This window comes from Carboxydocella sp. ULO1, from assembly GCF_002049255.1.
Lineage (GTDB): Bacteria > Bacillota.
Genome location: NZ_BDLQ01000025.1, coordinates 23089 through 37518 on the forward strand (window position 1 = coordinate 23089; position 14430 = coordinate 37518).

The 14430-nt window shown below is 45.8% G+C and carries 15 protein-coding genes; all 15 read right to left on the reverse strand.

Features of this window, described 5'->3' with window-relative positions; genetic code table 11:
• Window positions 1-8: 8 nt before the first annotated feature.
• Entirely contained in the window at window positions 9-1508 is a 1500-nt protein-coding gene (locus ULO1_RS05690; protein ID WP_079933133.1) for a glutamate synthase-related protein, read from the reverse strand.
• On the reverse strand, window positions 1508-2605 hold the full coding sequence (locus ULO1_RS05695) for a glutamine amidotransferase family protein (protein ID WP_078665319.1): 1098 nt from the start codon (window positions 2603-2605) through the stop codon (window positions 1508-1510). Before ULO1_RS05695 ends, ULO1_RS05690 begins: the two co-directional genes overlap by 1 nt.
• A gap of 106 nt (window positions 2606-2711) precedes the next feature.
• On the reverse strand, window positions 2712-3527 hold the full coding sequence (locus tag ULO1_RS05700) for a hypothetical protein (RefSeq protein WP_079906403.1): 816 nt from the start codon (window positions 3525-3527) through the stop codon (window positions 2712-2714).
• The gene (locus ULO1_RS05705) at window positions 3524-4168 is read right to left on the reverse strand and encodes an ATP-binding cassette domain-containing protein (RefSeq protein WP_079906402.1); all 645 of its coding nucleotides are present in this window, start codon (window positions 4166-4168) and stop codon (window positions 3524-3526) included. The genes ULO1_RS05700 and ULO1_RS05705 overlap by 4 nt, the downstream gene beginning before the upstream one ends.
• Complete coding sequence (gene modB, locus ULO1_RS05710; protein WP_079906401.1) at window positions 4116-4835, reverse strand: molybdate ABC transporter permease subunit; 720 nt, start codon at window positions 4833-4835, stop codon at window positions 4116-4118. The genes ULO1_RS05705 and modB overlap by 53 nt, the downstream gene beginning before the upstream one ends.
• Before the next feature lies 1 nt (window position 4836).
• Window positions 4837-5610, reverse strand: a complete 774-nt coding sequence (gene modA, locus ULO1_RS05715; RefSeq protein WP_159446833.1) for a molybdate ABC transporter substrate-binding protein — start codon at window positions 5608-5610, stop codon at window positions 4837-4839.
• Window positions 5611-5612: 2 nt separating this feature from the next.
• Window positions 5613-5954 carry a NifB/NifX family molybdenum-iron cluster-binding protein gene (locus ULO1_RS05720; RefSeq protein ID WP_159446834.1) on the reverse strand — a complete coding sequence of 114 codons (342 nt, stop codon included), beginning with the start codon at window positions 5952-5954 and terminating at the stop codon, window positions 5613-5615.
• Entirely contained in the window at window positions 5923-6774 is an 852-nt protein-coding gene (locus ULO1_RS05725; RefSeq protein ID WP_079907806.1) for a radical SAM protein, read from the reverse strand. The genes ULO1_RS05720 and ULO1_RS05725 overlap by 32 nt, the downstream gene beginning before the upstream one ends.
• Window positions 6775-6848: 74 nt before the next feature.
• Window positions 6849-7223 (reverse strand): P-II family nitrogen regulator, encoded by a 375-nt coding sequence (locus ULO1_RS05730; RefSeq protein WP_078665326.1) that lies wholly within the window; start codon window positions 7221-7223, stop codon window positions 6849-6851.
• 16 nt (window positions 7224-7239) lie between these two features.
• Complete coding sequence (locus ULO1_RS05735) at window positions 7240-7557, reverse strand: P-II family nitrogen regulator (RefSeq protein WP_078665327.1); 318 nt, start codon at window positions 7555-7557, stop codon at window positions 7240-7242.
• Complete coding sequence (locus tag ULO1_RS05740) at window positions 7551-8906, reverse strand: nitrogenase component 1 (RefSeq protein ID WP_159446835.1); 1356 nt, start codon at window positions 8904-8906, stop codon at window positions 7551-7553. The genes ULO1_RS05735 and ULO1_RS05740 overlap by 7 nt, the downstream gene beginning before the upstream one ends.
• Complete coding sequence (gene nifE, locus ULO1_RS05745) at window positions 8899-10290, reverse strand: nitrogenase iron-molybdenum cofactor biosynthesis protein NifE (RefSeq protein ID WP_078665329.1); 1392 nt, start codon at window positions 10288-10290, stop codon at window positions 8899-8901. Before nifE ends, ULO1_RS05740 begins: the two co-directional genes overlap by 8 nt.
• A 30-nt stretch (window positions 10291-10320) precedes the next feature.
• Window positions 10321-11673: a nitrogenase molybdenum-iron protein subunit beta gene (gene nifK, locus ULO1_RS05750; protein ID WP_079907809.1), complete on the reverse strand. Its 1353-nt coding sequence runs from the start codon at window positions 11671-11673 to the stop codon at window positions 10321-10323.
• Between the two features lie 16 nt (window positions 11674-11689).
• The gene (gene nifD / locus ULO1_RS05755; RefSeq protein WP_079933137.1) at window positions 11690-13276 is read right to left on the reverse strand and encodes a nitrogenase molybdenum-iron protein alpha chain; all 1587 of its coding nucleotides are present in this window, start codon (window positions 13274-13276) and stop codon (window positions 11690-11692) included.
• Between the two features lie 22 nt (window positions 13277-13298).
• Window positions 13299-14120, reverse strand: a complete 822-nt coding sequence (gene nifH, locus ULO1_RS05760; RefSeq protein WP_078665332.1) for a nitrogenase iron protein — start codon at window positions 14118-14120, stop codon at window positions 13299-13301.
• Window positions 14121-14430: the final 310 nt, after the last annotated feature.

A 14430-nucleotide genomic window follows, 5' to 3' on the forward strand; every position in this document is an offset into this window, starting at 1 on the left:
TCCCCCCCTTAGCGGCCGGCATGTTTTAAGCCCAGAATCTCCATTTCTTCCGCAGTCAGGCCCACAGCCCGCAGCCGTTCCCGACTGCCCCGCAGGCTTTCTACGGCATTGACCCCCATGGCCCCCAGTATTTCCTTAATTTCCAGGGACCAGCCCCGAATCAGATTGGTCAGCTGTTCCGCTCCCCACTCCGGATCCAGCCGTCTGGTCAGGTTGGGGTCCTGGGTAGCAATACCCCAGGCACAACGACCGGAATAGCATTTCTGGCACATGGTACAGCCCAGAGCAATCAAGGCCGCAGTACCGATCATGACGGCATCAGCCCCTAATGCCAGGGCCTTGACCACATCGGCACTGTGGCGAATACCCCCCCCGGCGATAATGCTGACCCGGTTGCGGATTCCTTCCTGGCGCAAACGATCATCAACAGCAGCCAGAGCCAGTTCAATAGGGATGCCGACATGATCCCGAATCATGGCTGGCGTGGCCCCGGTACCGCCCCGAAAGCCATCGATAGTGATAACATCGGCTCCAGACCGGGCTATGCCGCTGGCGATAGCAGCTACATTGTGCACAGCGGCGATTTTTACCGCTACCGGTTTGCTGTAATTGGTAGCCTCTTTGATGGCAGTAATCAGCTGGGCCAGGTCCTCAATGGAGTAGATATCATGGTGAGGGGCCGGTGAGATGGCATCTGAACCCACTGGAATCATACGGGTGCGGGAGACTTCCCCATCCACTTTCTCCCCGGGTAAATGGCCGCCAATACCGGGCTTGGCCCCCTGACCCACCTTGATTTCCACCATGGCAGCCTGGTTGAGATATTCCGGGGTAACGCCAAAACGCCCGGAAGCCACCTGCACAATAGTATTCTGCCCATACTGATACAACTCAGGATGCAATCCGCCCTCCCCGGTATTATAAAGGATCCCGGCTGCCGCTGCCGCTTTGGCCAGGGCCCGGTGGGCATTCAGGCTAATGGCACCAAAGGACATAGCGGCAAATACCAGAGGTGTTTCCAGCTTGATCTGCGGCGGCAGCGGCTCTGCCAGCCGGTAACCACCAGGCCCTTCCACCACCTTGATGCCATCGGGGCGAGAACCCAGATAAGTGCGCAATTCCATGGGTTCCCGCAAGGGGTCCAGGGAAGGATTGGTTACCTGACAGGCATCTAAGGCAATGTGATCAAAATAGTTTTTCCAGGGCTTGTCATTGCCTGTGGCAGTCAGCAGCTTGGCGCCCGTAGCCGCCTGTTTTTTCACATTATTGATTACCCGGGGTTGCCAGTGGGCATTCTCCTTGAAAACCGCCGGGTTTTGTGTAATATAAATACAATCCTCCGGACAGACGAACATACAACGGCGACAGGCCACGCAGTCCCGGTGTTTGGCTACCACCCGGTCCTGCCAGGACAGGGCCCCGAAGGAACATTCCCTGACACAGCGTTGACAGCGGCGGCAGCGGTCATGTTCGATAACTACCCGAAATTCTGCTGCAATGCTTTTCATCAGACCTCTACCCCCTCTTCCAGTTCTACCAGTACCGGTTCGCCACCTCTGGGGGCCCAGACCCGATCGGGAGCCGGGCAAATTTCCCGAATAGCACTTTCCTCACTGGCCAGGAAGAACAGATCATCCTTTTCTGCCGCTACCATGGGCCGGAGTTTAATGCGGTCAGACAGTCCCAGCATGCCCCGGCTGTGGCCCAGAATAATGCTGAAGGGGCCGTTAAGAAGAGCCGAACCATAGACCTGACGGATAGCTGTAATCAGCTCTTTTTCATCCGCTGGCAAGCGGTCAATTTTATGCCAGAATTCAGGTGCCACCGCTTTGGCCGCAATGGCAAATGGCAGTTTCTGTCTTCTCACCATCAGGTCGAAGATATATGTTACTACTTCTGTATCGGTTTGTAAATTGCATTTATAGCCAAACATCTCCAGATAACGTTTATTAATGCCATAGCTGGTGATTTCCCCATTATGAACTACCGACCAGTCCAGCAGGCAAAAGGGATGGGCCCCACCCCACCAGCCGGGAGTATTGGTGGGGAAACGGCCATGGGCAGTCCAGAGATAGGCTTCATATTCTTCCAGCCGGTAGAAGCGGCCGATATCTTCCGGGTAGCCGACCCCCTTGAATGCTCCCATGTTTTTGCCGGAAGAAGCCACAAAGGCACCGTCGATCTGGTTATTGATATACATAACCACATCTACTACAAAATCCCTCTCATCTTTCAGGAAGCCGTTAACATTCAGCGCCTCTGGCCGCACCCGCAGAAAATAACGCCACAAAATCGGGCTTTCCCCGATTTGGGGCAAAGGCCGGGTGGGAAGAGGTTCCGAACCATCAATGAAAAAATATTCCCGAATATACATTTCGGTATTGATTTTCGCTGTTTCTGAGTGATACATCATATGGAAAGCATAATGGTCCTTATATTGCGGATAAATGCCGTAGGCTGCAAAGCCGCCGCCCAGTCCGTTGGAGCGATCATGCATCAGGGCAATGGATTGGATTATTGCCTCTCCGTTCATGCGCCGGCCTTTCCGGCTCATGATCCCACTGATAGCACAGCCTGATGGAATGCGTGGTCTAATTCCCAGCATGCTTCTCACCTACCTATTGTACAAATTATAAAAATGATAGGTTTTATTATAACATTGAAGGAAAGTTTATGTCTATGAACGCAATGTATGAATACAGTATATATTTCTAACAGGCTGCCAGACATTTTTTGGCTTTTTCTATAACATAGTTTTCTAGATGGTTGACTGTCTGCCAGTCAATTTCCAAATGTTCCTTATTAATTTCAACCAGTACCCGTAGAAATTGGCCCAGACTTGTATTCCCAGCCCTTTCTCCTAAACCGCCAGCCGTTGTGTTAATCCATAATGCGCCGGCTTTGTATGCGGCTAAAGCGTTGGCTGTTGCCAGACCAAAATCATTGTGGCCGTGAAACTCAATGGGTATAGAAACTTTTCCTCTTAAAAAATGGATCATTTCAAAAGTTCGAAAAGGGTCTAAGATGCCTACAGTATCGGCCACTCTTAACCTGGTAGCCCCAAGTTTTTCTGCTTCCTGGGCTAATTGGGTTAAAAAAAACAGGTCGGCGCGTGAAGCATCTTCAGCACCGACACTAAACTGGCATCCCTGTTGTCTGGCAAAAGACAATACTTCCCGCAACTGACCTAATACCCAGTGGCGATCTTTTTGTAATTTATAACGAATCTGAATATCCGAGGCAGGGACAGAAATGTGTATCAATTTAAAACCACATTGTATAGATTGCAAGATATCACATTTTCTGGCCCGGTTCCAGGTAATGAGTTTGGCCTTTAAATTTATTTCTGCTAATTTTTTCAATGAGCGCTGTTCAATTTCCCCCATTGCCGGAATCCCTGCCTCAATAAAATCTACACCTATCGCATCCAGCCATCTGGCTATCAATATTTTATCTTCAATCCCAAAAACTACACCTGCTGCCTGTTCCCCATCTCTCAAGGTAGTATCAATAATCTTCAGTGTCATGCTAACCGCCCCCAGATTTGTTGGCCTTTTTCCAGCAGAAGCATTTTATCAGCCAGATATTCCCCTTCCTGCAGGTCGTGAGTAACTACAATCATAGGAATCTGCCAGCGTTTTTGCATTTGTTTCAATTCCCGTTGTATAGTTTTTCTTAAATCCCAATCCAGTGCTGACATTGGTTCATCCATTAACAATAAATCAGGAGCCGAGACTAAAGCCCGTGCCAGTGCCACTCTTTGCTTTTCTCCCCCTGATATGCTGCCCGGGTAACTAGTTAACAAAGGTCTGATTCTTAAGATATCAATTATTTCATCGAAATCCACCGTGGTTTTTCCTTTCCGCCTCATACCGTACAGGATATTTTCTTTCACCGATAGATGAGGAAAAAGGGCAAACTCTTGAAAAACAAACCCGATCCCCCGTTTTCTCACCGGTAACTGCAACCCTTGTTTATGAGAATAAAAAATCTTTTCTCCAAACTTAATTAAACCTTTCTCCGGGGTAACAATACCAGCGATACAGTGCAAAATCGTACTCTTACCTGCACCAGAAGGACCATAAATGACCAAAACCTCATTAGTGATTTGAAAGTTAACGTTCAAATCGTACATAGGCATTTTTTTGTAAAAATTGGCCTGCAACATCCTTATCCTCCATCCTGTATTGTTTTTTAATCAATGGGATCCATGAATTTAAACTATAAATTAAACAGAAACAAATTAATACTAAAATGCTAACCAGTATACCAGCTTTCTGCCAGTTCCCTTCCTCCACTGCATAATATACTGCTGTAGCAAGGGTTTGGGTTTGTCCTGGAATATTGCCAGCAATCATTAATGTGGCCCCAAACTCCCCCAGTGCTCTGGCTAAACCCATAATCAGTCCCGAAACAATCCCTGGCCAGGCAAGGGGTAAAGTAATAGTCCAAAAAACTCGCCATTCTCCTGCCCCCAAACTCCTGGCTGCCATTTCCAGCTGTTCATCAATAGCGTCAAAACTATAGCGCATACTCTGATAAATAATGGGAAAAGCAACTATCGTCGCTGCCAGGAATGCACCTAACCAGGTAAATACTATCTGGATATTCAGCACTTCTTTTAGCCAATGGCCCAGTAACAACAGCCCAAAGCCTACTACGGAAGGAGGTAAAACCAGCGGTAAAATAAAGATGCTTTCCCAGATTTGTTTTAAATAAATTTTTCTTTTACTCATTATCCAGGCCAATGGTATTGTCAGCAACAAATTTATTCCTACTGCCAGAAGGGCAATTTTTAAAGATAATAACAACGGACTCCAATCAATAGTATTCATCTTAGTCCATCCCTTTCTTAAAACCATATTTCGTAAAAATTGCTTGACTTTCCCTTTGTAACAGAAATCGAGCAAATTCTCGCGTCTCTCGTAGATTTGTTGCTTCATTTAATATAGCCATTTGGTAAACGATTGGACTGTGTAGTTTCTTGTTCGCAATAGCAGTAACCTTTAGGTTGTTAAATTTATACACATCCGTTCGATATACTAAACCTGCGTCAGCATTACCTGTTGCCACAAACAAAGCAACCTGGCTGGCGTCTTTTGCAAAAACTATTTTTTCATCAACCTTTTCCCACAGCCCTAGAGCTTCTAGTACCTCCAGACCATATTTCCCCACAGGCGCTGAAGAAGGTAAAGCTATACTAATCAGTTTTACCTCTGATTGTTTCAAATCATTAAAATCTTTAATCATGTTATTATCTTTAGTTGTAACTAAAACCAGTTCATTCCTTAAAAAATCAAAAATTTCAGCAACCTTTTTTTGGCTATACAAATCCTGAACAGGTTCTATCCCGGCTGAAAGAAAAAGATCTATTTGCGCTCCATGCAATATTTGCTCTTTTAAGGTCTCTGAACCGCCATAGACAATTTTTATCTTAATGTTTTTGTTTTTTTGTTCATATTTTGTTGCCACTTCATCCAGGGGTTCTCTTAAACTGCTGGCAGCCGCTACCACTATAACTGGCGATTCAACAGCATCAGGTTTGACTAACCTGCTCCAACCGCCTATTGTGATAAGCAGGAAAAGGAAAATAATAATCCAGCTTCTCATAACTACCCATCCTTTTCGCATTGGCCAAGATAATGATCAAAAGTTTCAGCAACCATAGGGCCCAGCGCCCAGATCCCCTTGATTCCCTTTTGTTTCAATTTGGTTAAAGCTCCTAATCCAATGCGAACTGCCAGAACCAGCTGGCAGTCGGAAATTAGCTCAATAGTTTGATCCATCAGAGATTCATCCCCTGCTGATACGGGACAGGGTGGCCGATTGGCTCGTATATCCACTAATTTATACCCCTCATCCACAACCTCAAAAATATAAAACTTTCCCGCTCTGCCAAAGTGTTGATTGATAACTTTTCCATCACTGCTGGCCACAGCAAATTTTTTGATCATAATTGGACTCCTCCTCTCCCAGTAAACCGATAGCATCAGCCCGACACTGGCGACAATGATCCATTTGTGGTATAAATACCCTGTTTTGCTGGCGGATTCTTAATAATTCTTCCGGAGAAGGAGGGGTTAAATGAGCAAAATCCGCCTGAGGTATTAATGGCATAATATTCATCACATATACCCCTAAGTCTCGCATTACCCGGGCTATTTCGCTCACGTGATGATCATTTATACCCGGGATTAAAACTGTGTTAACTTTAACAACTATCCCATGTTTTACTGCTGCTTCAATTCCCATCAACTGGTTGGATAATAGCTTGCTGGCACCAGACAGGCCCCGCAAAATTTGACCTTTATATAAAACCCAGTCATAGATTTGATTTCCTATGGTAGGATCCACAGCATTAACAGTTACTGTTAAACTATCGATTCTCAAAGCTTTTATTTCCTCAATATAATCAGGTAGCAGTAAACCATTGGTACTTATACACTTGAGCAGCCCCGGGGCATGTTCATTAACCAGGCGAAAAGTTTCAAAGGTTTCTTTATTTGCCAAAGGATCCCCAGGTCCAGCTATGCCTACAACGCTAATGCGTTCGTCTTTCTCCAGAATTTCTTTAAGCCTGTATATGGCCTGCCAGGGTTTTAACAAAGTACTGGCCACCCCGGGCCGATTTTCATTGGCACAATCATATTTCCGCGAACAATAACGGCATTTAATATTACAACGGGGAGCAACCGGCAAATGCACGCGCCCTTTTTTCCCGGCTACTTCTTTATTTAAGCAAGGATGTTCAGTTATTTTTTGTTCACACCACATCTTTACTCCCACCTTTATAAAAAATCAGGAGCCTCAAAACCGAGGCTCCTTTGCCTTCCAGTATCACCGTTTTACTATTTAAGTGCTTCCTTTCCTTTTTCTGAAGTCCTAATCCGTACTACTTCCTTGATAGGACAGACAAAGATTTTGCCATCCCCGTAATAACCAGTTTGATTGACTCTGATAATGGTGTCTACAACCTGCTGGACATCTTCGTCAGCAACTATAATGTGCAATAATCGTTTGGGAATAAAGGAGTAGGTCGCCTCCTCGGAATACCTTTCACTAATTATTTCTCCCATTGGCGGATCAATTTCACTTAAAATACCTTTTTGTTTACCTCGACCACTGACACTGTATAAATGAAAAGCATTAAACCCCAAACCATCCAGAGCTGCCTTGGTTTCCTGAATTTTAGAGCGGCGGAGAATAGCCATCACTTCTTTCATAATTTCTCCCTCCCCGCTATAAGCCTTTGCTGCCGGTTCTGATAGTATAAACTTCCTCTACGGGCGAAACAAAAATTTTACCATCACCGATATTGCCGGTTCGAGCCGTATTTTCAATAATCTTAACTGCTTTATCTGCTTCTTCATCCTGAACAACCAGCATTAATTGAACTTTAGGAAGCTCGTCATAAACAATTGGTCCCACTTGAATTCCTTTTTGCCTGCCCCGCCCAAAAACATACATTTTGGTCAAGGAAATAAAACCGGCATTTGCCAGTGCTTCCACTGTTTGTTTTTCTCTTTCCGGCCGGATAATCGCCCTGATCATTAACATTTTGTTTCCCTCCTTAACTTTTTTTGTTCAAGTTCCAGATAAGCGTTGGCCCACAAATCCAGTAACCGCATTGCTCCTTCATAACCTACAATCAACTGACGCTGACTGCCAAATCGGTCATCCACCGGGAAACCAGTCCGAACCAGGGGTATTCCCTCTGTCCGTTCGATATATTCCCCATCCGAGCCTCCAATCAATAAATCAGCTTTACTTTGTCTAACTGCCTGTCTGATTTCGGTAAAATCAGCCCGGTTTAAAATTACAGGTCGCCTGGTTAAATTTCGGGTAAGTTGTTCCAAGCGCTGGACAGTCTCAGGATTATCACCGCCAATACTTAAAACAGCCGGCTGCATTCCCAGTTCCAGGGCAAAGCCAGTTAGGGCCTCAACCAGATCAGCATCTCCATAAATAGCCGGGCGTTTGCCGAAGAGAACTTTGTGGGCATCCACCATAGCGTCCAGCAGGCGATTTCTTTCTTTTTCGATTTCCGCCGGCAAGGATTGCAAGCCTTTCAATCTAAGCAGTTGACCCACAAGACGATCGGTTCCTTTGAGCCCGACAGGCAAGGGTATTCGTTCCAAAGGAACAGCAAATTCCTTTAATAAATAATCTCCCACAGTTTCCATTTTTGAAGAGCTTAATCCCATTTGTATGGTATAACGGGCCTGAGCCAATCTTCGGATTTGAGTTAAAGGGGTACCTCCCTCTGGAATAAGAGGATAAGAGATAGTAGCTCCCCCATCCAGAGTCTCAGAGTAATCAGGAAAGAAAACAGCTTCTACTTCAATGGTTGCCAGCAAGCGCTTGAGATAGCGGATATCGGCCGGTGAAATTATGCTCGGGATCAAGTTAAGATCATAACAGTTTTTTTGTTGCGGGGGCTTAACTAAATGTTTGGCTATCTGGTAGATCGCTGTATAATAACCTTCCAGATGAGTACCAGCATAACTGGGGGTAGAAACAGGTACTACCTCCACGCTGGCTGTCTTTCCTTCCTTTTTCAGCTTCTCAACCATTAGTTCTACATCATCACCGATAGTTTCCGCCAGACAGGTAGTAGGAATGCCAATCATCTGTACCGATTGATATTGACGCAGAATATTGGCAAAAGCTCTCTCCAAATTGCTTCCTCCGCCATAAATGGCGTCTTTTTCTGTTAACGCCGTGGAAGCTATATCTACCGGTTCATTAAAATGTCCGCCTAAAAAGCGTCTCATATAAGTAGCACAGCCCTGGGAGCCATGCAGGAGGATAACAGTAGCTTCCACCCCTTTTAACGCTAGTACCGCTCCCAAAGGCATACACAGTTTGCAAGGATTGACTACAGCTTTGTACTCATGCTCAGCCATAGACATCACTCCTTGTCATCCGGGCAGCAGTTACCAGCTGGGACCAGACCGGGCTGAGCACAGTTGCTGCAACTTCACGGGCAAAATTGAGCATACCCTCATAGCCGGCAAAACTTTTCTTCCGTTCATGGTTAAAATCCACAAACCCCTTACCCGCCTTATAGGCCAGAGGTCGTTCTTTAACACCTCCAACAAGGACATCAGGCTGAAATTCAGCTAAAAAAGCGGATAGCTCCAGGGCTCCAGCATCATCAATTATTACTCCTGTGTCTCCAAGCTCACGCTGAATTTGCTTGTATTCCTCAGCTTTCCCCGTCTGAGAACCAGCGATAACAACTTCCATTCCCAGATCCCGGAACATTTTAATTAAAGAGATGGTTTTAAATGCTCCTCCCATATAAACTGCTGCTTTTTTGCCTTTAAGCATCTGCTTGTATTGTTGTAATTCCCAGGTGATTAAATCTCTTTGTTTTATGCAAAAACGACGGGCACGATATACGATTTCCTCATCCTGGCTGGCGAAAAACTGAGCAATATCCATCAACGCTTGTTCTGTATCCTGCAACCCGGCAAAACTTACTTGAAGATAAGGAATACCGTATTTTTCTTTCATTTTCCTGGCAAGGTAGGTCATTGATCCGGCACACTGAACCACATTTAATTTCGCCGTATGAGCGCGGGCAATCTCATCTACCCGGCCATCTCCAGTGAGTGTGCTAACCACCTCTATTCCCAGAGCCTCAAGATAGTTTTTGATCACCCAGAGTTCTCCGGCAAGATTAAACTCTCCTAAAATGTTGATACTTAAGGGTGAAACAGGGGGAGGAGCAGGGTGGGTGCCGATCAGTTTCAATAAGGCGTCACAGGCTGCCCGGTACCCTGCTGATTTGTTGCCCATAAATCCTTCTGACTGCACCGGAATAACACGAATTCCTGTTTCAGCTTGAATTTGCTTGCAGACGGCCTGCAAATCATCGCCAATGATTCCGGCAATACAAGTAGCATAAACAAATACTGCCTGTGGCCGGTAATCGCGAATTATTCCGCGCAAAGCCCCTGCCAATTTGGCTTCCCCGCCGAAAATCACATCTTTTTCCTGCATATCGGTGGAAAAACTGTTACGATACAAATCCGGTCCGGAGGTTAGACTGCCACGAATATCCCAGGTGTAAGCAGCACAGCCTATTGGCCCGTGAACCAGATGAGCCGCATCAGTAATTGGGTTTAATACCACTCTGGCGCCACAATAGACACACCCTCTCTGACTTAAAGCCCCTGCCAGGGAATTTACATCACAAACAACATCTGCTTCCTTATCCTTACGCTGGTAGCAGATTTGTTTTTCCCGGTCAGGCAGCAGGATATTTTTACAGTTTAATGCCATAATCTTTCCCTCCTTTCCGGAATAAAAACCTTACTGAACCAGCTCCAATCTGTGTTTTTCAATAAACATATCTTTCCAATCAAGCAGGGTATTGCCAATACGCTCGGCCAGCCAGGCCATTCCCCGGTAACCAACTAGAGGAAAATGCTGCAAATTAGCCCGATCCAGGACAGGAAAACCAACGCGAACCAGAGGTATTTTTTCTTCCCGGGCGATAAATTTTCCGTAGGTATTGCCCAGCAGTAAATCTACCTTTTCTTCCTTAATCCAGCCATGCAAAGTAAATAAATCCGCTCCATTTGCAACCCTGGCTTCAGGAGTCAGGGCCTCAACCTGCCGTTGCCAGCTGTCACTCCTGGTTCCGGTTACTACATAGGCTGGAATCAGGCCCAGGGTTTTGGCCATACCCACCAGCGCCAGGGTAAGGTCGGGATCTCCATAGATAGCCACCCGTTTACCATACCAGTGAGCATGGGCATCCAGTAACATATCCATCAACCGTCCTCTTTCCTCTTCCAATTCAGGCGGAATTGGTTTTCCTGTATATTTGGCCAGGGTCATCAAGAATAGGTCTGTATTTTCAACCCCAATCGGCACAGGTAGCACTTCTAAGGGCACTTTAAATTTTTCTTCCAGATACTCTCCAGCTAAGAGATTGGCTTCTTCTCCCAGGGCAATGGTAACCTGAGCATTGGCCATATCTTTAATGTCTTCGGTCCGGGTGCCACCGTCCTGATAAAGCTTTAATTCTCCAGTCATGGGCGCATCCAGCACACCGGACACATCAGGCAAGACAATAGCGTCAATGTCCATCAAGCTCAAGATGCGCTTTATTTCCCGCACATCCCCCGGGTTCACAAAGCCTGGAAGCAAATTGATTCTGGAGTTTTTTTCGCCTGGTGTGGCCAGGGCTTCTACCGCTGCTTTGATCATATTGGCAAAACCAGTGATATGACTGCCTACATAACTGGGCGTACTGGCACTGAAGATAATCAAATCTTCCGGTACTTCCCCTGTTTTCTTCAGCTCGGCAATAATTCCAGGAACATCATCCCCAATGGTTTCCGCTGAACAGGTAGTGTGCACAGCCACTACCTGCGGTCGATATATCTTAACCAGGTTTTTAATACCCTGCTTTAAGTTGGCACTTCCCCCAAAGACCACCTGGCCTTCAGAAAAGGAGCTGGTTGTACAGAGGGCCGGTTCCCGAAAATGCCTGGATAAATGCATGCGCAGATAAGAGGCACAACCCTGGGATCCGTGGCTGTGAGGCATACAGCCATGAATCCCCAGAGCCGCATAAACGGCTCCAATGGGTTGACAGGTTTTAACGGGATTAACGACTAATGCTTCCCGCTCAACAGCGTAATTGACTGCCTTCATCTTTTTCCCCTCCTGTTTACATACTTGCCCAGGGTGGAGTAATTTGTTTCCACAGGGGATTGTTAATAGCCATATCCATATCCCGGGCAAATTGGATTGCTCCTTGAAAGCCAGTATAGGGCCCGCTATAGTCGTAAGAATGGAGCTGGCGGGAAGGTATGCCCATTTTCTGGGTCACATACCGGTCCTTAATCCCGGACAAAAACAGATCAGGTTTAATTTCTTTAATTAGAAACTCAGTTTCATAGTGGTTAAGATCATCTATTACAAAGGCCCCTTCTTTCATGTGCACCATCATGCCTTCGTAATTCATCAGGTGGTCAGGTAGTTCATGTTTTTTGCGCTCAATAAACTGTTCATCAAAAGGGGGTTTATGGCCTGGTTGCAGCTTAAAGGTATAATCATCAATGGTTTTATGATAGGGATGGGGTTTGATTTCAGGAATGATTTTTCTACCCTCATAATCATCCCGGTGGGCAAACTGGTAGCCCGCCATAATAACTTCCATCCCTAAATCAGCGCAAAGCTCCTGATAATGATGAGAACGGGAACCACCGGTAAAAATCATAACCTTTTTGCCTTTTAGCCGTTGCCGGTAGTATTCCAGTTGCGGCTGAATGGCCGCCAGTTCCTCGGCTATCACTTTTTCCGTATTAGCGGTTAATTGTGGATCATCAAAAAACCTGGCCATTTCCCTTAAAGATCTAATGGTTGCTTCAATACCGATGTAGTTAACTTTCAACCAGGGCACTCCATATTTTTGCTCCATCATCTGGTTGGAATAATTGATGGAACGGTGACACATCAGGATAGATAGTTTAGCCTGATGAGCTCTGGCCAGGTCCTCGTATTTGGCATCACCGGTAAACACGCTGACTACCCGGTAGCCGATTCGCTCCAGCAAGGGCTTAATGACCCAGACATCACCCCCGATGTTATATTCACCGAAGATATTAATATCAAATGGAGTTGGATTTTCCAGTTCCTGAGTCCCTACAACCCTGGTAATCACTCCGTTATTGGCAATATGGTGGCCTGCTGACTGGCTTACGCCTTTGTACCCTTCACAGCTGAAAGCCAGCACTTTCACCCCCAGTTCCTCTTCGGCCTTTTTTGCTACGGAATGAATATCATCTCCGATTAAGCCCACAGGGCAAGTAGCATAAATCCCGATGTATTTAGGTTTAAAGATTTCATAAGCTTCCTTTATCGCCTGATAGAGCTTCTTTTCTCCACCGAAAACAATGTCCTTTTCCTGCATATCAGTGGAGAGGCAATAGTGATTGAAATAATCATAACCTTCTTCGGGAGTGGCAAAATGTCTTCTCGTGTTCCAGGTATAGAAACCGCAACCAATCGGGCCATGGGTTATATGCAAAACGTTTTTGATCGGTCCCATCACCACTCCTTTACAGCCGGCATAAGTACAGCCCCGGTTGGTCATAATGCCAGGAATAGTGGAAACATCCGCCAGAATGTGCTGGTCAGGAGCAGCCGGGTCAATTACCACCATATGTTGTTTTCTTTCCTTGGCAATTTTAGACGGATAATATTCTAACATCTTTTCAAGGATCTGCTTGTGCCTTGCTTTTTCTATAGCCATAGTTCCACCCCTTCTCAGTTTGTTAATCCAGTAACCCGTATTCAATCAGCAATTTCTCCAGCTCATCCTGATGTAGAGGAGTAGGAATAACAAACATGTCATTTTCATCGATATTTTTTGCCAGACTGCGATACACATCAGCCTGAGGGGCTGTTGGGTCATAATCAATCACAGTCTTTTTATTGATCTCAGCCCGTTGCACTATATTGTCCCTGGGTATAAACTGAATCAGCTGTGTTCCCAGTTTTTTGCAAAAAGCTCTGATCATTTCCTCTTCGTTTTCAACTTTTCTACTGTTGCAGATAATACCACCGAGACGCACCCCGCCCTGGTGAGCATATTTACGGATACCCTTGCAAATGTTGTTGGCCGCATACATTGCCATCATTTCCCCACTGGTAACAATATAGATTTCCTTGGCCTTGCCTTCCCGAATCGGCATGGCGAAACCTCCGCAAACCACATCCCCCAGAACATCGTAGAAAACGTAGTCCAGCTCCTGTTCATAGGCATCCAGGTTCTCCAGCATATTAATGGCAGTAATAATACCCCGACCGGCACATCCCACCCCGGGTTCTGGTCCACCGGATTCCACGCACTTAATACCACCAAAACCCAGTTTCATAATATCTTCCAGCTCTACCATGCCCTCGCCTTCTTCCCGCAACACATCCAGTACCGTTCTCTGGGCCAGCCCATGTAGAATCAAACGGGTGGAATCAGCTTTGGGGTCACAGCCCACAATCATTACCTTTTTTCCTGCTTCCGCCAGAGCTGCCGTCAAATTCTGGGTGGTTGTAGACTTGCCTATCCCGCCTTTTCCATAAATAGCTATTTGTCGCATTAATATCGCCTCCTGAATTGTTAAAGTATAATTCTTCGCTCCTCTCCAACAAAAAACGGAGTCATTCGCAATTGCTTCGCGAATGACTCCGTTGCCACAGTAGGCACTTCCCTGCACCCTATTTTCATTTGTTAATGCAAAAAAGGCTTTTCAGAATCCCACCTTCTGAAAAGCCCCATCGCCTTGGAGTACTTCGTCGTACTGAATTTTACAATGCTATAATACAACAGGTTGTTATTGTTGACAACAGTTTAAACAAATTTATACTGTATACTTTTCCTTCAATTTCTTGGCCAGTTCCTTTAACAAC